A 19932-nucleotide genomic window follows, 5' to 3' on the forward strand; every position below is an offset into this window, starting at 1 on the left:
ATGCACAAGATTCTCATCGTGGGCGGTGGCTCGGCTGGCTGGATGACCGCCGCGCTGTTCGGGAAGCTGTTCCAAGGGCTCTACGACGTCGAGCTGGTTGAAAGCGAAGCGATCGGCATCGTCGGCGTCGGCGAAGCGACCATTCCGGCGATCAAGAAATATAATGAGCTGGTGCAGCTCGACGAAGTCGAGTTCATGCAGCGCACCCAGGCCACCTTCAAACTCGGCGTTCAGTTCGTCGATTGGTGGAAGAAGGGCCACAGCTACATCCACGGTTTCGGGGTAATCGGCCAGGACTGGGAGTGGCTTCGCTGCCATCACTACTGGTTGCGGGCCAACCAAAAGGGGCGCGCGCGCGACTTCGCCGATTATTCGATCAACACTGCTGCCGCATTGCAGAACAAGTTCATGCATGCCCGGTCCGATATGGGCGACTCGCCGATCGGCCATATTGCCTACGCCTACCATTTCGATGCGTCCCTATACGGTCGCTACTTGCGTGGCCTTGCCGAACAGCACGGCGTCAGGCGAACGGAAGGCAAGATCATCGATGTCGGCATGCACGAGAACGGCGACATCGCGAGTGTCACACTCGAGGACGGCCGCAAGATCGAGGCGGATTTCTTCATCGACTGCTCCGGGTTCCGTGGGCTCCTGATCGAGCAGAAGCTGGAGACCGGATACGAGGAGTGGACGCACTGGCTGCCGTGCGATCGCGCGATCGCGGTGCCATGTGAGCGGACCGGTCCGCTCGTTCCCCTGACCCGCGCGACGGCGCGCGAAGCTGGTTGGCAATGGCGCATCGGTCTTCAGCACCGAACCGGCAATGGTCACGTCTATTCGAGCCGTTACATCGATGACGATGCCGCTGAGGCAGTGCTTCTTGCCAATCTTGATGGCGAACAGGCCGGAAATCCGAACCGGATCCGGTTCACACCGGGCAAGCGCCGGAAAATGTGGAACCGCAATTGCGTCGCGATCGGGCTCGCTGCTGGTTTCCTGGAGCCGATTGAATCGACCAGTCTTCATCTGGTGCAATCAGCCGCGATCCGGCTCGTTCGGCTGTTCCCGGACGGACATACCGACGAGGCGAACAGGGACGAGTTCAATCGGCAGTCCGACTTCGAATGGGAGCGGGTCCGCGACTTCATCATCCTCCATTATTGGGCAAACCAACGGGATGATTCCGACCTGTGGCGCCATTGCCGGACGATGGAGCTTCCGGCGACGCTCCAGCGCAAGATTGACCTGTGGCGCTCCAACGGTCGCATTTTCCGCGAGGACGAAGAGCTGTTCAGCGAGGAAAGCTGGATTCAGGTCTTCCTCGGCCAAGGGGTTGTTCCGAGGTCCCACGACCCCCTCGTCGGGATCAAGAGCGATCCGCAGATCGAGCAATTCCTGGGCAATATCGCTTCGACGATCGATCGTTGCGTTCAGGTGATGCCCGATCATGCCGAATATGTTCGGAAATACTGCCAGGCGGAACCGGTCGCGTGATGCGGGTCGCTTTGGCGCTGAGCCTGGCACTTGCTGGATGCACTACGCTTTCGCAGCCGTCATCGACCGCCGCTGGCATGTGGCTGACCACCGCCGACGAGACGCAGAAGCTCGCTCCTCAGGCTGACCAGCAATCGGCGGGAGCAACCGCTGGCGACGAAGCGATAACGATCGACTCGTCGAAGCACTTCCAGAGGATGCACGGCTTCGGTGCGGCCATGACCGACGCTACCGCGCAATTGTTCAGCGGCCTGCCCGAGGACAAGCGCAAGGCGATCATGGAAGAGCTGTTCGGCCGTGGTCCGAACGGGCTCGGTTTCTCGTTCACGCGGCTGACGGTTGGAGCGTCGGATTTCTCGCCGGACCATTACAGCTACGACGATACGCCTGGAAATACGCCCGACCCGGCGCTGCGGCATTTCACTATCGATTATGCGCGGCGTTACGTCCTCCCGCGCACACGCGAGGCGCTGGCGATCAATCCCGACCTCAAGGTGATGATCAGCCCGTGGAGCGCTCCCGCGTGGATGAAGACCACGAAGAGCCTAATCAAGGGCCAGCTCGAACCGCAATATTACCCGGCATTCGCGACTTACCTTGCGCGAACGGTCGAGGAGTTCGGGCGCGAGGGCGTTCCGGTGTCGATGCTAACGATCCAGAATGAGCCGGATTTCGAGCCTGCCGATTATCCGGGGATGCGTGTGAATCCGCCGGAACGCGCCGCGATCATCGGCAAGCACGTCGGACCGGTCTTCCGTTCACGCGGTCTCGAGACCGAGATCCTCGATTACGATCACAACTGGGACAATCCGGAGATGCCGTGGGCGGTGCTCTCCGACCCGGACGCGCGCAAATACATCTCGGGCGTCGCGTGGCACTGTTACGAGGGTGACGTCTCGGCGCAGTCGCAGGTCCACGACGCTTTCCCCGACAAGGACACATGGTTCACCGAATGCTCGGGCGGCGAATGGGCCCCAAAATTCGGCGAGGCCCTCGGCTGGTTCACAAGCAAGCTCATCATCGGCGCAGCCAACCACTGGTCGCGCGGCACCCTGCTTTGGAACCTTGCGCTCGACCCGAAGTACGGGCCGCACAAGGGCGGTTGCGGCGACTGTCGGGGTGTCGTGACGATCGATCCCGCAACCGGGGCAATTACGCGAAACGTCGAATATTACGCGCTTGGCCACGCGAGCCGGTTCGTCCTTCCCGGGGCTTATCGCGTCTCGACGGTCAGCCGCAGCGATGGGGTTGAGGGCGCGGCCTTCCTCAATCGCGACGGAAGCCGCGTAGCCATTCTGTATCGCAAGTCGGGCGAGGGTCCCGTGAGCCTTGCGCTCGATGGCGAACGCTACTCGGTCGCCATGCCTGCCGGCTCCGTCGCAACATTGCGCTGGGGAGCGCGAAGCGGCCGCCAGTGACTGCGGCCGATCAGGATCGGAGAAGCACGCTTCTCGCCTTTGCGGCAGTCACGACGCTATTCTTCGCCTGGGGGTTCATCACCTCGAATAACGACCCGCTGATCGTCGCGCTAAGGGCCGCGTTCAGCCTCAACTACACCGAAGCTCTTTTCACGCAGATCGTCTTTTTCCTCGCCTTTGGTCTGCTGTCGCTCCCTGCTGCCTGGGTCACCAGTCGTGTCGGGCCTGTCGACATGATCCTTGGATCTCTCTCCGTCATGGTCTGCGGCTGCCTGCTCGTAGTGCTCAGCACGAATCTCGCTGCCTTCGTGCCCATACTGATTGCGTTGTTCGTGCTTGCAGCCGGCTACACCGCACTGCAGGTCGCCGCAAACCCGCTCGCGGCCGGACTTGGCTCCCCGCAGTATAGCCATTTCCGGCTCAATTTTGCCCAGGCCTTCAACTCGCTGGGAGTTGTGATCGGCGTCCATTTCGGTTCGCTGGTGATGCTCGGAGACCCTGCAGGTACGGTCGGCTCGGACTTCATTCTGGAAGCTGGTCGGCGGAACCAGTTGCTGGCAGCGGTTGACCGGGCGTTCCTGATCATGGCTGCCCTGCTCGGCACGTTGCTTCTCTTTCTTGCGGTTTCGCGAAGCTTCCTGGTGCGAGCAGCTCCCAGAGCGCTTCCGTCACCCACTGGTATGTTCGAGGCCCTTCGATCCCGCTGGGCAATTTTCGGAGCGGCGGCAATCGGGCTCTATGTCGGTGCTGAGGTATCCATCGGCAGTATCATGATCAATTTCCTCAACCAGCCGGACGTGCTCGGAATTTCGTTCGAGGATGCTGGCGGATACCTGGCCAATTTCTACTGGGGCGGTGCGCTGTGCGGGCGGATCGCAGGGACCTTGCTACTCACGCGGGTCCGCGCGGCCGGCCTCCTAGCGACATGCGGGATCATAGCCGCGCTGCTATGCGTGGTCGTCCTCGTCTCCGAGCGTGAAATATCCGGCTATGCGGCGCTCGCAATCGGCTTCTTCAACTCGATTATGTTCCCGACGATCTTCTCCCTCACGCTCGAGCGCTCTGGAGTTTCCAGCAGCGCGACCTCCGGCTTGCTTTGTCTCGCCATTCTGGGCGGGGCCCTGCTTCCCATAGCGGTTGGCGCGATCGCCGACATCTTTGGTTTGAGCGCGTCCTTCATCGTTCCGCTCGGCGCCTATGCGTTCATCGCGATTTTCGCGGTTGCGGCTCGCGACGGCCGGAACGCGTTATCGCCGCAGCCGGAAATCGGCGCCTCGCCCATTCCATAAGTGGAGTAGCTCATGCCGTTTGCTTCCCTTCTGATGATGATGGCCGCAGCGCAGTCGCAGTTCACTGTGACCAATGCGTCGTACGGAGGGCCGGTCAAGCGTCCCGCCGATGCCAGGCTGGTCTGGCAGGACGAGTTCGACGGCGACCGGCTCGACACCGCGAAATGGGCCTACGACACGGCCCGTAACAAGCAGGGATGGCACAACGGGGAGCTGCAATATTACTCGGCTGGCCGCCTGGAAAACATCGGTGTGGCGAACGGCGTCCTGAGGTTTGAAGCACGCCGCGAAACGCTGGACCCCACGAAATATCCGGATTGGGGCGGCCAGAATTACACGTCGGCGAGGATCTATTCGAAGGGCGCCGGCTGGACATACGGCTTCTACGAAATTCGCGCGAAGCTGCCTTGTGCGCGCGGCACCTGGCCCGCGATCTGGATGCTTCCGGTCGATCTCAAGAAATGGCCCGACGACGGCGAGATCGACATCATGGAGCAGGTCGGGGCGGAGCCGAACCTGATCTACGCTTCGCTCCACACATTGTTGTTCAACCACGTGAAGAAGACGCAGCGCAGCGCGCAAAAACTCGTTTCGACCAGCTGCGATGAATTTCACGTCTACCAGCTTGACTGGCGACCGGATTCCATCGCCATCGGCGTCGATGGTCAGGGCATTCTCCGCGTCCTCAACGACCAGCCGGGCGGCAAAGGCGCCTGGCCGTTCGATACGCCGTACAAGTTGATCCTCAACCTTGCGATGGGCGGCGACTGGGCTGGCCAGAAGGGCATGGACGACGCGGCTCTGCCGCAGCGGATGGAAGTGGATTACGTCCGCGTCTGGCAGGTTCGGGCAGGCGAAAGAGGCTAAGCCGCCAAGAAGGTGGTATTTCGAACGTAAGGATGCTGCTCGCAATTCCGCCTTCCGAGCCTCCCGCAGAGGCAATCGTGGTCACCGGAAAGGCACTTCCCGACCCGGTGGCCGAGACGGCTTACCAGGTTGAAATCATCGGTTCCCGGCGTCTTAGCAATGCTCCGGCGCACGAGCTGGATGAGATATTGAAGCAGGTCGCCGGCTTGCAGCTATTCCGGCGGTCCGATTCCACGAGCGGGCATCCCACGAGCCAGGGGGTCACCTTGCGCGTGCTCGGTGGGAACGCGTCCAGCCGCGCGCTTCTCGTGCTTGATGGCGTGCCGCAGACTGATCCGTTCGGTGGATGGGTGAACTGGCCTGCCTATGACGCCGCTGGTCTGGACGAGGTCCGGATCGTCCGTGGGGCCGGCAGCGTCTCTCATGGACCCGGTGCACTCGCCGGGTTTATCGAGATGCGCTCCGCCGCCGCGGGCAGCTTCGATGCCTCGCTCGAAGGCGGAAGCCGGCAGTCGGTGCGCGGCCATGCTTATTTGGGGAAGGAGTTTGGAGAGAGTCTCCTGGCGCTCGACGCCCAGGCGGGACGTAGCGACGGTTTCGTGCCGGTCACCGAGGCCACGCGTGGGCCTGCCGACGAGGCGGCACCCTATCGCGAGGGCAGCGTCCGCGCTCGCTGGGTCATACCTGTTGCGGACAAAGTGGAAGCGCAGCTTGGCGGGCTTGGATTTGCCGACAGCCGCAACCGCGGTCTTCCTTTCACGGGGAACCGCACCCGTGGAGCCGACGCATCGCTCCGGCTAGTCGGACACGGACGGTGGCAGTGGGTGGCGCTCGGCTACGCGCAATGGCGAAACCTGCGAAGCAGCTTCGCCAGCGTCGATGACGAACGGGCAAACGCGTCGCGTGTGTCGCTCCAGGATTCCGTGCCGTCGACAGGACAAGGTGCGGGCTTCGAAATCCGGCCGCCCCTCGGGCCCGGAATCGACCTCCGCTTCGGGGCAGATGCCCGCTCCACGACGGGTGAGTCCCGCGAGCTATACGCCTACGCTGGCGGTCAGCCGACCAGACGCCGGATCGCTGGCGGCGACAGTGCAACCGCAGGCTTGTTCCTCGATGCCAGTTCGGAGGGGGGTTCCCTGACGGTGAACGGCGGGGTCCGAATCGACCGCTGGCGGATTTCCGACGGAAGGCTTCTGGAACGCCTGCTTGCTGGTGATACCGTGACGCGGGACGAAGCGTATGGAAGCCGCAGCGGATGGCGACCGACGGCGAGGCTCGGGGCCCTAATCGACCTTGGGCACGGCGCTAGCCTCCGGGGAGCCGCCTATCACGGCTGGCGCCTGCCCACCCTGAACGAGCTCTTCCGGCCATTCCGTGCGGGGGCCGACGCGACTGCTGCCAATCCCCTGCTCGATCCGGAAAGACTGTCTGGCGTGGAAGCCGGCACCCGTCTTCAGCGGGGCATCATCGACGCGTCGGTGACAGTCTTCGTCAACCGCCTTTCCAACCCGATCGCCAACGTCACGCTCGGTCGCGGCCCCGGCATTTTCCCGGGTGTCGGCTTCGTCGCCGGCGACTATCGCCAGCGCCAGAACATCAGGGCCATTAACGTTCGCGGCATCGAAGCGGCTGGGGAAGTCCGGAGCGGTCCATGGTCGATCCGGCTCGGCGCCAGCTTCACGGACGCAAGGGTTGTCGCGGACGGGGTGTCCGCGGCGCTCGACGGATTGCGGCCCGCACAGACGCCGGAAGTCATTCTCTCCGGCGGTGTCGGCTGGGAGTCGGAAGGCCGGTCGGCCTCCATCGAGATCCGCCATGTGGGCTCGCAGTATGAGGACGACCTCAACCGGAACCTATTGCCTGGAGCGACTACGATCGACGCCTTCGCTTCATGGCCGCTGGGCGACAAATTGCAGATCATCGCCCGAGGTCAGAACCTATTCGACGAGTCCGTGACGGCCGCATTGAACGACGACGGCTCGGTCGAGCGAGCAACGCCGAGGACCCTCTGGCTCGGACTGAGATTTTCCTCCCGATGATCAGGAGACGAGTTCTGACCTCGTCGCCGCCTTCATTGCCGATACGAACTGCCTGAGCCGCGCTGTTCCTTCCTTCTCACGAGCTAGCTGGACGATTGCGGATCCGCTGATCACTCCGGCCGCACCAGCGGCAAGCGCGGCTTGGACGTGTGCAGGCTTGGAGATACCGAAGCCGAACACCGGCGGCGGTGCGCCCGCCTCCTTCAATTTCGCGGGGAGTGATCGATCGAATTGCGCATCGGCGTGTGTGCCGGTGATGCCGGATCGGCTCACGCAATAGGTGTAGGCCTTGGACAGCTTCGCAATCGATCGGAGCGTCGGGTCCGGCGTATTGGCCGCGGCGATGAGCACCGGCTCGAGTCCGGATTGCTCCATTTCCCGCGCGAACGGTTCCGCTTCGAGTGCTGGGACGTCGGCGATTAGCAGGCTGTCCGCACCCGCTTCCGCCGCGTCGCGCATGAAGCCTGCCCGTGCGACCACGACATTGGCGTAGGTCAGGATGCCGGTGGGGACGTCGGAGTGCTTTTCGCGGAAGCCAGCGATCAAGTCGAAACAGTCGCCGACACGGACACCTGCGTCCAGCGCTCGTTTCGAGGCCGCCTGGATGATTGGCCCGTCCGCAACCGGATCGGAAAAGGGGATGCCGACCTCGATCATGTCGGCCCCGCTTTCGACAAGAGCGCCGAGCAACCTTGCGCTGGTCGCGAGGTCCGGATCGCCGAGCATGAGAAAGCCGCCGAACGCGCCTTCGCCGCTCGCTTTCAACCGCTCGAACAAGTTCGCGTAGCGGCTCATGCTGGCGTTCCGAGCAATTGCTGTGCCTGCGCAACGTCCTTGTCGCCACGACCAGACAGTCCGACCAGGAGAGCTGCAGCGGGCCGATCCTTCGCGATTTTCAGCGCATGGGCGAGGGCGTGGGCTGATTCAAACGCGCAAAGAATGCCCTCGTTCGTCGCCAGCACCCTAAACGCGCTCAGCGCTTCCTCGTCAGACGCGCCGACATATTCGGCTCTTCCGGTTTCCTTGAGATAGGCGTGCTCGGGTCCTACGGCTGGATAATCGAGCCCGGCCGACACCGACCAGGTGTCCGCGATCTGGCCTTCCTCGTCTTGAAGTACGTAGGTCTCCGCCCCGTGGAGAATGCCGGGCCGGCCGCGAAGGAGCGTCGCGCCATGCTCGGCCCCGTCGAGCCCGCGGCCCGCGGCCTCAACGCCAATCAGTTGCACGTCGTCCGACAGGAAATCAGCGAACAGGCCGATCGCGTTCGATCCGCCACCAACGCATGCGATCACGGCGTCGGGAAGGCGCCCAAGCTGAGAAATGATCTGCGCCTTTGCTTCGCGACCGATTACCCGCTGGAACTCACGCACCATTGTCGGAAAAGGATGCGGTCCAGCGGCCGTGCCGAGAAGATAGTGCGTGTTCTCGAAGCTTGAGGACCAGTCGCGGAGCGCTTCGTTGATCGCGTCCTTCAGCGTCCGTCCGCCGCTTTCTACCGGAACGACCTCGGCACCCATTAGGCGCATCCGGAAGACATTCAGCGCCTGCCGTTCGACATCCTCGGCGCCCATGTAGATGACTGTCTCGAAACCCATCAGCGCGCCGACGATCGCCGTCGCGACGCCGTGTTGGCCGGCGCCTGTCTCCGCAATCAGTCGCGTCTTGCCCATTCGCTTTGCAAGCAGTCCCTGCGCAAGAACCTGATTCGTCTTGTGCGCACCGCCGTGCAGCAGGTCCTCGCGTTTCAGATAGATCTGGCCGGGCAGATTGCGGCAGCGGGTAAGCGGTGTCGGACGGCCGGCGTAGTTGGCAAGCAGATCGCCAAGCTCGGCCTGAAAGCCCGCATCGTCCTGCGCATCGAGAAACGACGCCTCGAGCTGTTCCAGTGCCGGCACCAGGATTTCGGGAGCATAGGTCCCGCCGAACCGACCGAACCTGCCATCTAGGCGCACGCGCGAAGGCTTTCGCGGCAGGCCGGCCGGAGCGCTTCAAAGAACGCGCGCGTTTTCACGGGTGATTTCATTCCGGGCATAACGTCCAGCGCGGAGCCGGCGTCGATCGCGTAGGCGCCGAGTCGGCTTGCTGAACGTGCATTCGAAGGACCGATCCCGCCTGCAACCAACGCTTTCGGCAAGTCCGGATGACGCTGGATCAGGTCCCAATCGAAGGTCCTTCCGGTTCCTCCGTTGCCGTTGTCGAACAGGATCCGATCGCCGCCGCGGTTCGGATGCGGGCTGCGACCGACGCTCACCGCGGTCCAGATTTCGCAATCCTGCGAAAGCTGCCGCCGCAACGCCCGCACATATTCGACGTCCTCGTTGCCGTGGAGCTGTACGGCATGCAGGTTCAGCAAGGTCGCAAGGTCTGCCACGACTGATAGGGGAGCGTTCCGGAAAACCCCCGTCGGCAAAACTCCTTGGCAGCGTGCAAGGCCGGCGAGGGGCGCCGCCTGCTCGGCGGTCAAATTACGTGGGCTGCCCGGAACGAAGACAAATCCTGCAAATGTCGCTGGTCGGCCAGCTCTCACGTCGTCGGGAATGGTCAGGCCACAGAGCTTCACCCGCCCGAAGATCAGAGTGCGCGCCGCCTCAGCGGGCCTTTCCGAACGCATCAGGGCGCTGCCAACGAGAAACCCGTTCACGAGGCCCGATAGACGGTCCACATCAGCGCGGCTGTCGATACCGGACTCGGCGACCAATAGGTGGTCGCGCGCGAGACCAGCCAGCCGTTCCGTCGCCGCGAGGTCGATCGTGAGATCGCGAAGGTCGCGATTGTTGATGCCGATCAGGGGAGCGTCGAGCGCCAGCGCCCGGCGCATTTCTCGCTCGTCGTGGACCTCGACAAGCACGTCCATGCCCAATGCTTGGGCCTCGTCGATGATTTCGCGCGCTCGCTCGTCATCGAGAAGCGACAACATCACCAGGACGGCGTCGGCCCCCGAAATCCGCGCTTCGACCACCTGACGCCTGTCGATGAAAAAATCTTTGGCGAGGATGGGCGCATCAAATGCGGCGCGCGCAGCTTTCAGGTCGTCAGCCGATCCGCCGAAGAACTTGCGGTCGGTGAGCACGCTGAGGGCATCGGCAACACCCGAATATCCGCGCGCGATGGCACCTGCATCCGCGTCGCTACGGATCGCGCCAGCCGAGGGCGATGCCTTTTTGATTTCGAGGATGAAGGAAGAGCCAGGCTTTTGGATCTGGCTGATCAAGCTGCGTCCGGTCTTCCCTGCTTCTGAGCGTAGCCCGTCGAGCGCGACTCCGTCGAAGCGGCTCGAAATCTCTTGCTTTTTGGCCGAGGCGATCTCGCCAAGCACACCCACCGGCTCAGTCATTAGAGGCCTCGACATATAGATCGAGGATCTTGCCCGATTTGCCGGACAGCAGGGCGTCACGTGCGGCACCGGCCGCATCCTTGAGGGAGGCCGCCTTGCCCGCGGTGTAGAGAAGCGCAGCGGCGTTCAGGATGACGATGTCGGATTGCGCGGGAGATCCTTCACCGTCGAGGAGGATTCGAAGCCGCGCCGCATTCTCCTCAACATCACCGCCGGTGACGACGTTCAGAGGAGCCCTTTCCAGCCCTGCCTCTTCCGGGGTGATTTCGATTTCCGTGAGTTCGCCTCGCGATAGGCGAATCGCGCGGGTCTCGCCGTGAAGAGCTATCTCATCGAGTCCTGAGCCGTGGACGACGAGCGCTTCCGAGACGCCGACGGCATCCAGGGTTTGCGCTATTCGGCGAAGCATTTTCGGGTCGGCGACACCCAGCAATTGTACTGGCGGCCGTGCCGGATTGATGCAGGGGCCGAGCAGATTCATCACCGTCCGGACAGATAATTGACGACGAACGAGCGCCGCGTGCTTCATCCCAGGATGGTAGGCAGGCGCGAACAGAAAGCAGAAGCCGGTCTCGTCGAGCAGTGACCGCGCCTTTTCGGGACCGAGGTCGATCTTCGCTCCCAGTGCTTCAAGCACGTCGGCGGATCCACATCGCGAGCTGACGCTGCGATTGCCGTGCTTCGCGATCGGAAGACCGGCCGCAGCGGCAACGAGGGCTGTGGCGGTCGACACGTTGATCAGCCCCGACCCGTCTCCCCCCGTGCCGCAACAGTCGGCGAACAAATAATCTGGCCGATCGAACGGAAGCGCAGCTGCCGACAGCGCGTGCGCGGCGCCGATCATTTCTTCCGCCGTCTCCCCTTTCATTCGAAGGGCGATCAGCATTCCTGCGATCTCGGCCGGTTCGAGGCGGCCAAGCACGAGCCGTTCGAACAGATGTTCGGAATCTTCGATCGGCAAATCCTCCCCGGCGAGCAGCTTCGGGAGCGGATTGGGCACGGGAACGTCGGCGGGCAGGCTGGCGACGTCAGTCTCGAAGGACTCCGCGCGGAGTTGGACAATGGACATGGAATGCTCCTGAAACAAAAAAGCCCGCCGGTGGCGGGCGGGCAGTCGATGATCGTTTGGCTAATCGATCAGTCGCGCCATCGCGCCGCAAAGGTCCAGCCGTGCCACCAAAGGGCGACGGTGCGGACAGCGGCGATGGCATTCAGGTGCGTCATCGGGCGTCTGGGTAGATGAAGCCGGCCAACCGGGTCAAGCCGCGATGGACGATTATGAAGAAGGGTGGTGCCGCTTGAGGGACTCGAACCCACGACCCCATCATTACGAATGATGTGCTCTACCAGCTGAGCTAAAGCGGCGCGCCTTCTCGAAGGCCGAATGCGGCCCTTAAAAGCGGCGCTCGCCCTAACAGTGGCATCCAGAGCGGTCAACGCAGCGCTGCCTGAACAGATAGGGTTAACGGTTTCTTCAAGCTTAGAACGCATCTTCCTCCCCGCCGAGTTGGAGGGAGTGGGGCCCAAGGGCATGGATAGTTATCGCGAATATCCGAACGACTTCGACGTCCCTCCGGCGTCCGAAGGCTCGTCGCCCGAACAGGCCGGCATCGACATCGGCAATGATGAGCGGCGGATGCACGTCCGCGCCTACAATTACTGGGTCTCCTTGCTGAATGGCCGCGACTACCCGTCGATCGAGGATCTCGAACCGGGAGAAGTCGAGGATTTCGCCGAGAACAGCGTCTTGCTCGACTTTACGTCCGGCCGCGACAATCCGGCGACGCCGTACATCGGCGTGGCAATCCGGGAAGAATGCGGCCTCGGCGAGGGCATCAAGTGCATCGATGAAGTACCCAGCCGGTCGCTGCTTTCGCGATTGACCGACCATTATCTTCAGATCATCGCCAACCGCGCGCCGATCGGCTTTGAAGCCGAGTTCGTGAACCAGCGCGGAGATCCGATTTGCTACCGCGGTATCCTGATGCCGTTCTCGTCGGATGGGGATACGATCGATTTCATTTACGGCGTCATCAACTGGAAGCGGTCGATCAGCGGTGCTGACCAGCCGATCGCGGCAGCCCTCCCGCCGGTCGAGCAAGAGCCCGAGCAGTTCGCCGAGATCGAAGCGGACGAAGACGAGCTCATCCTAGAGGACGCAATTCTCCCGGAAGCTCCTGTCTCTGAGGAAACGACCGAAGAAGAGTCCTACGCCCTCGACGCTCCGACCGTGCATTTTGCCTGGGAAGACGGCCCGCTTCGCGATGAGGAATCCGACGTGGCGATCCCGGAGATCGTGCTCGATGACAGCGCGGGCCTCGCCGATCATCTGTCAGCGGCAAGGGAAACGGCCGACGCTGTGAAGGCCGCCGACGGGCGCACCCGCTCGGCCCTCTATCGCGCGCTTTCGCAGGCCTACGACTTCGCCCTCGCTTCCGAGCGCGAGCCGGAGGATTACGCCGAACTGCTTGAGGAATCGGGCATGAAGGCGCAGGCCCGTGCGCCGATGACGCCCATTGTGAAGCTCGTCTTCGGCATCGACTACGACAAAGCGCGCCTGACCGAATTCGCGGCGGCCTTGTCTTACGGACGCCGGCAGGAGATCGCGCAGGGTGGCTTCCTCGACTTTATCGAACGGCAGGTCGGTGGCCTCAAGGCGCTCGTCGCTGCGGAGCGCCAGGCCAAAAGGCCGGAGCCGAAGGTCGATACGAAAGGCGAGGCCGCAAAGGCGAAGCTTCGCGACGCGGCCCCGATCGCACTGGAGGCGATTTCGCCGGCCTCGGAGTTCGCTCTGGTACTAACCCGTCGTCGCGCCGATGGCGGCGTCGACCCAGTTGCGGTCGTCGAAGACGAAGCGATGATCGAGAAGGCAATCCGCCGCGCCGGACTTTAATATTGCTGTTTAAGGCTGGTTCGGGGCGAGCCGGGGTTGTCCCGCTCCGAGGGGCAGGTCTATAGGCCGCGGGCATCGCAAGTCTGCGGAGCCAATCGATTTCATGACCGCCCATATGCGCCTCGCGAGGCCACTCGTTTCGTCCATTCGTAAGGCGCTTACCCAAAACGCGCTTCCCGGTGAAACTGAAGGGTTTACGTCCGCCATGGAGCAGGATGCCGCGGCGTTCCTGGCATCCGTCGGGGCCCAGCGGAAGCGGGGCGAGGTGGCGATTGCCATCGAATCCACCGGCGGCGAAGCCGGTCGTCGCCGCATGCGGATTGCCATCGTCAACGATGACATGCCCTTCTTGGTCGATTCGATCGCGAACACGATCGCCCGGCGCCAACTGACCATTCATCGCCTGCTTCACCCGGTCGTCTGCGTCGAGCGCGACAAGAACGGAAAGCTCCTCTCGGTCGAGCCCCTCTGCGGCGACAAGGATCGCCGAGAGTTGATGATGTACCTCGAGCTCGACCGCACCCACGCGCGCGGCCGCAACGAGCTTGTTTTGGATCTCAAGGCCGCACTTGCAGACGTGCGAGCGTCCGTCCGCGACTGGCCGAAGCTTCAGGCCAAGATGCGGGAAGACGCCGCCGCGATCGAGGATCCGGAGGGCCGTGCCCTTCTCGAATGGTTCGCGGAAGGCGCGATGACCCTGCTGGGCTACCAGGTAGAGCGGGCGACGGGACAGCCGACCGAGACGCTGGGCCTGTTCAGCATCCCGGGAGCGCCGACCGACGAGGGCGGAGCCCTCGGCGCGATGCGCTATTTCGAGCAGGGCGGCGACGTCCCGCTGATGGCCAAGGCGGAGCGCAAGTCGACCGTCCATCGCGGCGTTCCGCTCGATCTGGTCGTCGTTCCCATCCGCGAGAAGGGCAAGGTTGTCGGGATCGGCGTCCACGCAGGTCTCTGGACCAGCCAGGCGCTTGGATGGCCGGTCGAAGACGTGCCGCTCCTGCGCCAAAGGCTGGAGCAACTCGACGAGAGCTTCGGCTTCGATCCGAAAGGTCACTCTGGAAAGGCGCTGCGTCACGCCGTATCGTCCTTGCCGCGCGATCTGCTGGTCAATGTCAGCTTCGAATCGGTTCGCGATCTGGTGATGATGGCCATGTCGCTAGCCGACCGTCCACGGCCGGCGCTCCTTCTCGTTCGCAGTATCCTCAAAGGCCAGCTGTTTGCCTTCGTGTGGCTGCCGCGCGAGGAAATGAACACGCAGCGCCGCGAAGCGATTGGCGCCATGCTCGAGTCCGTCGTCGGAACCAAGATCACGAGCTGGTCGGTCGAGACCGGCGAGGGTTCGCTCGCGCTGATTCGATACACCCAGTACATCGACAATGACGCCGCGACCCCGGATTCCCAGGCTCTCGACGATCGTCTCAATGAGATGGTCCGCGGCTGGGCCCCCGCCGTCGAGGAATCGCTCATCGCACGCGTCGGGGCGCCCCGCGCGACCAGGCTGACACTCACCTATGCGGGTGAGTTCTCGGACAGCTACCGGACCCGGACGAAGCCGGAGGAGGGAGCCGAAGACATCGTTCGGCTGGCGGCTCTTGCCGATTCCGATGATCGCGGTGTCCGTCTGTTCCGCCGCGACACCGACGAGCCGAACCAGCTACGCATCAAGACCTATCGCCGGGGCGAACTGATTCCGCTTTCCGAAGCCGTGCCGGTGTTCGAGAATTTCGGATTTCGGGTTCTCGAGGAAATGCCGTCCCAGGTCGGTGCCGGGGGCTCAATCGGCTATATCCACGACTTCCGGCTGGAGCTCCCGAGCGCGGACGATGTCCAAGCGATTCTCGCCCGAGCGAGCGAAATCGAAGCGGCGATATCAAGTGTCTTCAGCCGCGAAGCGGAAGACGACGAGTTCAATCAGCTGGTTCTGTTTGCGGGTCTCGACACTCAGCCGGTCGTCTGGCTCCGCTCGTGGTTCCGTTACCTGCGCCAGACGGGAAGCTCGTTCGGTCTCGTCACGGTCGTTGATGCTCTGCGCCGCGCACCGCGGGCAACGGCGGCACTCGTCGGGCTGTTCACTGCACTCCACGATCCGTCGGCGAAGCGCTCGCGGACTAACAAGGCCGACAATCTCCGCGAGCAATTCGACCAGGCGCTGACCGCGGTCCGCTCGATCGACGACGATCGAATTCTTCGCCGGCTTCGCGCCCTGGTGGAAGCGATCCTCCGCACCAATGCTTTCGCCCAGAAGCCGGACGAAGCGCTCGCATTCAAGATCAACTCGTCGCTGGTGCCCGGCCTTCCGCGGCCGGTGCCGTGGCGGGAAATCTGGGTCTACAGTCCGCGTGTCGAAGGCATCCACCTGCGTGGCGGCCCGATCGCTCGCGGCGGCCTGCGCTGGTCGGACCGGCGCGACGACTTCCGCACCGAGATCCTCGGCCTGATGAAGGCGCAGCTGGTCAAAAACGCAGTGATCGTTCCGACTGGCGCCAAGGGCGGGTTCTATCCCAAGCAGCTCCCGCCCTCGACCAACCGCGATGCCTGGCTTGCTGAAGGCACCGAGAGCTATCGGATCTTCATCCGCTCGCTGCTCTCGATCACCGACAACATCGTCGACGACAAGGTTGTGCACCCCGATCGTGTCGTCATCCAGGATGGAGAGGACCCGTACTTCGTTGTGGCCGCCGACAAGGGCACCGCGACCTTCTCCGACGTCGCCAACGCGCTCGCGCTCGAGCGCAATTTCTGGCTCGGCGATGCCTTCGCGAGTGGCGGCTCGCATGGCTACGACCACAAGGCGATGGGTATCACCGCCCGCGGCGCCTGGGTGTCGGTTCAGCGCCATTTCCTCGAGATGGGTATCGACGTTCAAAGCGACCCGGTCACGGTTGCGGGCGTCGGTGACATGTCGGGCGATGTGTTCGGCAACGGAATGCTGCTGTCGAAAGCGATCAGGCTCGTCGCGGCGTTCGATCACCGCCACATTTTCATCGACCCCGATCCCGACCCGGCATCCAGCTGGGAAGAGCGCAATCGCATGTTCAACCTGCCGCGCTCGAGCTGGGACGATTACGATCGCAAGAAGATGTCGAAGGGTGGCGGAATCTATCCGCGCACGCAGAAGTCGATCGAACTCAGCGCTGAGGCGCGTGCCGTGCTCGGCATCACCGAGAAGACGGTCGATCCGGCGACGCTGATGAACTCCATCCTTAAGGCGTCGGTCGACCTGCTCTGGTTCGGCGGCATCGGCACCTATGTGAAGGCGTCGACGCAGAGCAATGTCGACGTGGGCGACCCGGCCAACGACGCCATCCGTGTCGACGGCATCGAAGTCCGCGCTCGCGCGATCGGCGAAGGCGCCAACCTTGGAATTACGCAGGCCGGACGCATCGAATTCTCGGAAAAGGGAGGCCGGATCAACACGGACTTCATCGACAACAGTGCCGGCGTCGACTGCTCCGACAAGGAAGTGAACATCAAGATTCCGCTCAACCGCGAAATGCGGGAAGGACGGCTGACGTTCGAGAAGCGCAACGCCCTGCTCGCGAAGATGACCGACGACGTTGCGGAGATGGTGCTGGAAGACAACCGGCTTCAGACGCTCGCTTTGTCGATCGCCGAGAACAGCGGTGCCCGCGGCCTCCCCGGCTATGTCCGCACGATCGAATTGCTGGAAGCGGCCGGCCGGATCGACCGAAAGGTCGAAGGCCTTGAGTCCAGCGAAGACCTGCTCCGGCGCAGCCAGGAGAACAGGGGCCTGACCCGGCCGGAGCTCGCGGTCGTCCTGTCGATGTCCAAGCTGGCGCTCCAGGACGCGGCCGAAGACCTCAAGCTCGCCGACGACAAGATGGTGGAGAAGGAACTCTACGAGGCCTTCCCGAAGCCAATGCGGAAGGCTCATGCGGACTCCATCCGCGCGCACCGGCTGCGCAATGAAATCCTCGCTACGCGCGTTGCGAACCGGCTGGTGAACCGCCTCGGCCCGAGCGCGGCTCTCGACCTGACCGAGGAAGAGGGCGCGTCGCTCGCGCAAGTGATTTCGGTATTCCTGGTCGCCGAGCGGTTGCTCGACTTGCCCAGGCTCTGGGCGGAGATCGAGGAGACGCCTCTGCCCGAAATGGTCCGTGTCGAACTCTTCGCGATTGCCGCGAAGAGCGTCCGTTCACACCTTTCGGACATTCTCCGGGCGGTTGGCGGCGAAACAAGGCCGAGCGTGCTGTGCAAGATGCTCGAGCCCGGCGTCCGCAAGATTTCCACGGCCGCGGCAAAGCTCATTCGATCGGAAGTCCGGAACGAAGCCGCAGCGCGGCGCGAGAAGCTCGTATCGCTCGGCGCGACCGACGATATCGTGAAGGGTCTCGTGCGTCTGTTCGAGCTCGATGGCATCTTCGGAGTGGCTGCGCTGGCAGCCCGCAAGAAGATGGACGAGCTCGCTTTGACCCGCGCCTATACCAAGCTTGGCGAGGCGTTGGGGATCGACTGGGCGCAACAACAGCTCGCACGCTTCACGCCCGCCGACCAGTGGGAGCGCCTGCTGACGGCCGGCCTGGAGCGAGACTTCGAGCAGCTCAGGATCGACTTCCTGTCGCGCTTTCGCGGCAAGGAACCAGACCAGGCTGTCGAGGATTGGGTTTCCCACCAAGGGCCGAGGCTCGAGCAGTTCCGCAACCTCATCGATCGCGCGCGCACGGAGGGCGCGGTCAGCGCGCCGATGCTCGCGCAGATCGCTGCCCAAGCTCGAATCCTGCTCGCCCGCTAGTGCGCTTCGCCTTTCTCGTGCCCGATCCGGATTATCCGGAGGAATGGGAATGGGCATTCGACGCCGAGGCCGATGCGCTCCGGGCGCGCGGTCATACGGTCGACCCTGTGCCGTGGACGGGGACGGGTGATCTCAGGGGTTACGACCTCGTCTTGCCGCTCGTGGTGTGGGGCTACCACCTGCAATATGCGGACTGGCTTCGGTTTCTTGATGGTGTTGAGGCAGAGCGACTGCCGATCGTGAATCCGGCCCGGCTCCTACGCTGGAACAGCGACAAGGCCTATTTGAATGAACTCGCTGCCAAGGGCATCCCGACGGTCGACACTGTAGAGGTGGAGCAGCTTAGTGAGGGCGACCTGGTTAAGGCCGCCCAGCTTTTCGGCACGGAAGAGCTGGTCGTGAAGCCTCCGGTTTCTGCTTCTGCGACCGGAACGCACCGCATCCGCGATGCGATCCTATTCCAGCCTCCGAACGCGGCCAGCGAATGATGATCCAGCCGTTTCTTTCGAGCATCGCCACCGAAGGCGAATATGCGGTCATCCTATTCGACAGCGCGTACAGCCACACAGTGGTGAAGCGCCCGAAATCAGGCGATTTCCGTGTTCAGCCGCACCTCGGCGGCAAAACCGAGCCGTCGGAAGCGCCTGAGGGCGCCGTCGAGCTCGCCAGGGCCGCTCTTGCCGCTGCTCCCGCGGACGCGACCTATGCCCGGGTGGACATTGTTCGCGGCAATGACGGACAACTTCAGATCATGGAGCTGGAGCTGATCGAGCCAGCGCTCTTCCTCGACGTCGCCCCGCACGGCGAGGAAGCCTTCGCGAACGCCGTCATCGCTGCTGCGGAGCGGGCGAAGCTCCTCAACGCCTGAACGCCTGAGAGAACAGCCACTGGCGGATCGCCGAGGTCAGGTTCGGTATTGGCCGCGATTCGAGTCGGGCGGCATCGATTTCGGCAATCACCGAGTTCACCGGTTTTCCGGCGTCCTTTGCGGCGCGTTCCAGCGCGCCCCAAAACATCGGCTCGAGGCTGATAGAGGTCTCGTGTCCCGCGATCGTCACCGATCTCTTGACCGGGCGTCCGAGACCTTCGCCAGCAGCCATCAGTACATATGCTGCCCGCCATTGATCGACATGGTCGAGCCGGTGATAAATCCTGCGTTCTCATCACAGAGAAAGGCCACGCCGCGAGCAATTTCATCAGCGCGTCCGAGCCGGTTCACTGGAATGCGTGCGATAATCTTCTGCAGGACTTCCTGCGGCACCGCGGCAACCATGTCTGTGTCGATGTATCCAGGGGCGACTGCGTTGACGGTCACGCCAGCACGTGCACCCTCCTGCGCAAGGGCCTTGGTGAAACCGTGGATACCGGACTTGGCGGCGGCATAGTTGACCTGGCCGTACTGTCCGGCCTGTCCGTTGATCGAGCCGATGTTGACGATGCGTCCGTATCCGCGGCCGGTCATGCCTTCCCAGACGGCTTTGGCCATGTTGAAGCAGCCGCCGAGGTTCGTATCCATGACCTCCTGCCACTTCTGGTGGTCCATGCGCTTCATGGTCGTGTCGCGGGTGATGCCGGCGTTGTTGACGAGCACGTCGACCGGTCCGATCTCCGCCTCGACCTGCGCGACGCCCTTCTGGCATGCGTCGTAGTCGGATACGTCCCACTTGAACGCTGGGATGCCGGTGCGCTCGCTGAACTCACGTGCGCGCTCGTCATTGCCCGCATAATTGGCGGCGACTTTCATCCCCTGGTCTCGAAGGGCGACGCTGATCGCCTCGCCGATGCCACGGGTCCCGCCGGTCACAATTGCAACACGCGCCATGAGTCTCTCCCTGTGTCTCT

15 protein-coding genes and 1 tRNA gene are annotated in these 19932 nt (G+C 63.2%); 9 read left to right on the top strand and 7 right to left on the bottom strand.

All coding sequences use genetic code 11. The features are described 5' to 3' along the window. The 5 genes from ACMC5O_RS14170 to ACMC5O_RS14190 all read left to right on the top strand — a co-directional run bounded on the left by ACMC5O_RS14170 (position 1) and on the right by ACMC5O_RS14190 (position 7110). A complete protein-coding gene (locus ACMC5O_RS14170) occupies positions 1–1497 on the top strand; it encodes a tryptophan halogenase family protein (protein WP_426693046.1) in 1497 nt (498 codons plus the stop codon). Then, complete coding sequence (locus ACMC5O_RS14175; protein WP_426693047.1) at positions 1497–2915, top strand: glycoside hydrolase family 30 protein; 1419 nt, start codon at positions 1497–1499, stop codon at positions 2913–2915. The genes ACMC5O_RS14170 and ACMC5O_RS14175 overlap by 1 nt, the downstream gene beginning before the upstream one ends. After that, positions 2912–4204, top strand: coding sequence for an MFS transporter (locus ACMC5O_RS14180; protein WP_426693048.1), 1293 nt, complete (start codon positions 2912–2914; stop codon positions 4202–4204). The genes ACMC5O_RS14175 and ACMC5O_RS14180 overlap by 4 nt, the downstream gene beginning before the upstream one ends. Positions 4205–4216: 12 nt before the next feature. Next, positions 4217–5071, top strand: a complete 855-nt coding sequence (locus ACMC5O_RS14185; RefSeq protein ID WP_222949826.1) for a glycoside hydrolase family 16 protein — start codon at positions 4217–4219, stop codon at positions 5069–5071. Between the two features lie 77 nt (positions 5072–5148). Continuing rightward, positions 5149–7110: a TonB-dependent receptor gene (locus ACMC5O_RS14190; RefSeq protein ID WP_426693049.1), complete on the top strand. Its 1962-nt coding sequence runs from the start codon at positions 5149–5151 to the stop codon at positions 7108–7110. Here the strand turns inward: ACMC5O_RS14190 and trpA are convergent, their stop codons facing one another. The 5 genes from trpA to ACMC5O_RS14215 form a co-directional block, all read right to left on the bottom strand. After that, on the bottom strand, positions 7111–7905 hold the full coding sequence (gene trpA / locus ACMC5O_RS14195; protein ID WP_426693050.1) for a tryptophan synthase subunit alpha: 795 nt from the start codon (positions 7903–7905) through the stop codon (positions 7111–7113). Next, positions 7902–9062, bottom strand: coding sequence for a tryptophan synthase subunit beta (trpB, locus tag ACMC5O_RS14200; RefSeq protein ID WP_187708240.1), 1161 nt, complete (start codon positions 9060–9062; stop codon positions 7902–7904). The genes trpA and trpB overlap by 4 nt, the downstream gene beginning before the upstream one ends. Then, positions 9053–10444 (bottom strand): bifunctional indole-3-glycerol-phosphate synthase TrpC/phosphoribosylanthranilate isomerase TrpF, encoded by a 1392-nt coding sequence (gene trpCF, locus ACMC5O_RS14205; RefSeq protein ID WP_187708239.1) that lies wholly within the window; start codon positions 10442–10444, stop codon positions 9053–9055. Before trpCF ends, trpB begins: the two co-directional genes overlap by 10 nt. Continuing rightward, entirely contained in the window at positions 10437–11513 is a 1077-nt protein-coding gene (gene trpD, locus ACMC5O_RS14210) for an anthranilate phosphoribosyltransferase (protein ID WP_426693051.1), read from the bottom strand. Before trpD ends, trpCF begins: the two co-directional genes overlap by 8 nt. 220 nt (positions 11514–11733) lie before the next feature. Beyond that, positions 11734–11809 (bottom strand) — tRNA-Thr (locus ACMC5O_RS14215). 166 nt (positions 11810–11975) lie between these two features. On the opposite strand from ACMC5O_RS14215, the gene ACMC5O_RS14220 reads away from it, so the two are divergent. The 4 genes from ACMC5O_RS14220 (at position 11976) to ACMC5O_RS14235 (ending at position 18958) form a co-directional block, all read left to right on the top strand. Then, entirely contained in the window at positions 11976–13337 is a 1362-nt protein-coding gene (locus ACMC5O_RS14220) for a PAS domain-containing protein (protein WP_187708238.1), read from the top strand. Between the two features lie 103 nt (positions 13338–13440). After that, positions 13441–18090, top strand: a complete 4650-nt coding sequence (locus ACMC5O_RS14225; protein ID WP_426693052.1) for an NAD-glutamate dehydrogenase — start codon at positions 13441–13443, stop codon at positions 18088–18090. Beyond that, positions 18090–18578, top strand: coding sequence for an ATP-grasp domain-containing protein (locus ACMC5O_RS14230; RefSeq protein WP_246444141.1), 489 nt, complete (start codon positions 18090–18092; stop codon positions 18576–18578). Before ACMC5O_RS14225 ends, ACMC5O_RS14230 begins: the two co-directional genes overlap by 1 nt. After that, positions 18575–18958, top strand: a complete 384-nt coding sequence (locus ACMC5O_RS14235; protein ID WP_246444140.1) for a hypothetical protein — start codon at positions 18575–18577, stop codon at positions 18956–18958. Before ACMC5O_RS14230 ends, ACMC5O_RS14235 begins: the two co-directional genes overlap by 4 nt. Here the strand turns inward: ACMC5O_RS14235 and ACMC5O_RS14240 are convergent. Both ACMC5O_RS14240 and phbB read right to left on the bottom strand, forming a co-directional pair. Further along, positions 18948–19190 (bottom strand): ribbon-helix-helix domain-containing protein, encoded by a 243-nt coding sequence (locus tag ACMC5O_RS14240; RefSeq protein ID WP_187708237.1) that lies wholly within the window; start codon positions 19188–19190, stop codon positions 18948–18950. The two genes, ACMC5O_RS14235 and ACMC5O_RS14240, sit on opposite strands and share 11 nt — an antisense overlap. Continuing rightward, a complete protein-coding gene (phbB, locus tag ACMC5O_RS14245) occupies positions 19190–19912 on the bottom strand; it encodes an acetoacetyl-CoA reductase (RefSeq protein ID WP_426693053.1) in 723 nt (240 codons plus the stop codon). The genes ACMC5O_RS14240 and phbB overlap by 1 nt, the downstream gene beginning before the upstream one ends. Between the last annotated feature and the right edge of the window lie 20 nt (positions 19913–19932).

The organism is Sphingomonas sediminicola (genome assembly GCF_049991885.1).
Taxonomy (GTDB): Bacteria; Pseudomonadota; Alphaproteobacteria; order Sphingomonadales; family Sphingomonadaceae; genus Sphingomicrobium; species Sphingomicrobium sediminicola.

Excerpts from the sequence above, each read along its gene's own strand:
- ACMC5O_RS14170 (WP_426693046.1), top strand. The coding sequence starts at position 1 with ATGCACAAGATTCTCATCGTGGGCGGTGGCTCGGCTGGCTGGATGACC.
- ACMC5O_RS14175 (WP_426693047.1), top strand. The coding sequence starts at position 1,497 with ATGCGGGTCGCTTTGGCGCTGAGCCTGGCACTTGCTGGATGCACTACG.
- ACMC5O_RS14185 (WP_222949826.1), top strand. The coding sequence starts at position 4,217 with ATGCCGTTTGCTTCCCTTCTGATGATGATGGCCGCAGCGCAGTCGCAG.
- trpA (WP_426693050.1), bottom strand. The coding sequence starts at position 7,905 with ATGAGCCGCTACGCGAACTTGTTCGAGCGGTTGAAAGCGAGCGGCGAA.
- trpCF (WP_187708239.1), bottom strand. The coding sequence starts at position 10,444 with ATGACTGAGCCGGTGGGTGTGCTTGGCGAGATCGCCTCGGCCAAAAAG.
- trpD (WP_426693051.1), bottom strand. The coding sequence starts at position 11,513 with ATGTCCATTGTCCAACTCCGCGCGGAGTCCTTCGAGACTGACGTCGCC.
- ACMC5O_RS14220 (WP_187708238.1), top strand. The coding sequence starts at position 11,976 with ATGGATAGTTATCGCGAATATCCGAACGACTTCGACGTCCCTCCGGCG.
- ACMC5O_RS14225 (WP_426693052.1), top strand. The coding sequence starts at position 13,441 with ATGACCGCCCATATGCGCCTCGCGAGGCCACTCGTTTCGTCCATTCGT.
- ACMC5O_RS14235 (WP_246444140.1), top strand. The coding sequence starts at position 18,575 with ATGATGATCCAGCCGTTTCTTTCGAGCATCGCCACCGAAGGCGAATAT.
- ACMC5O_RS14240 (WP_187708237.1), bottom strand. The coding sequence starts at position 19,190 with ATGGCTGCTGGCGAAGGTCTCGGACGCCCGGTCAAGAGATCGGTGACG.
- phbB (WP_426693053.1), bottom strand. The coding sequence starts at position 19,912 with ATGGCGCGTGTTGCAATTGTGACCGGCGGGACCCGTGGCATCGGCGAG.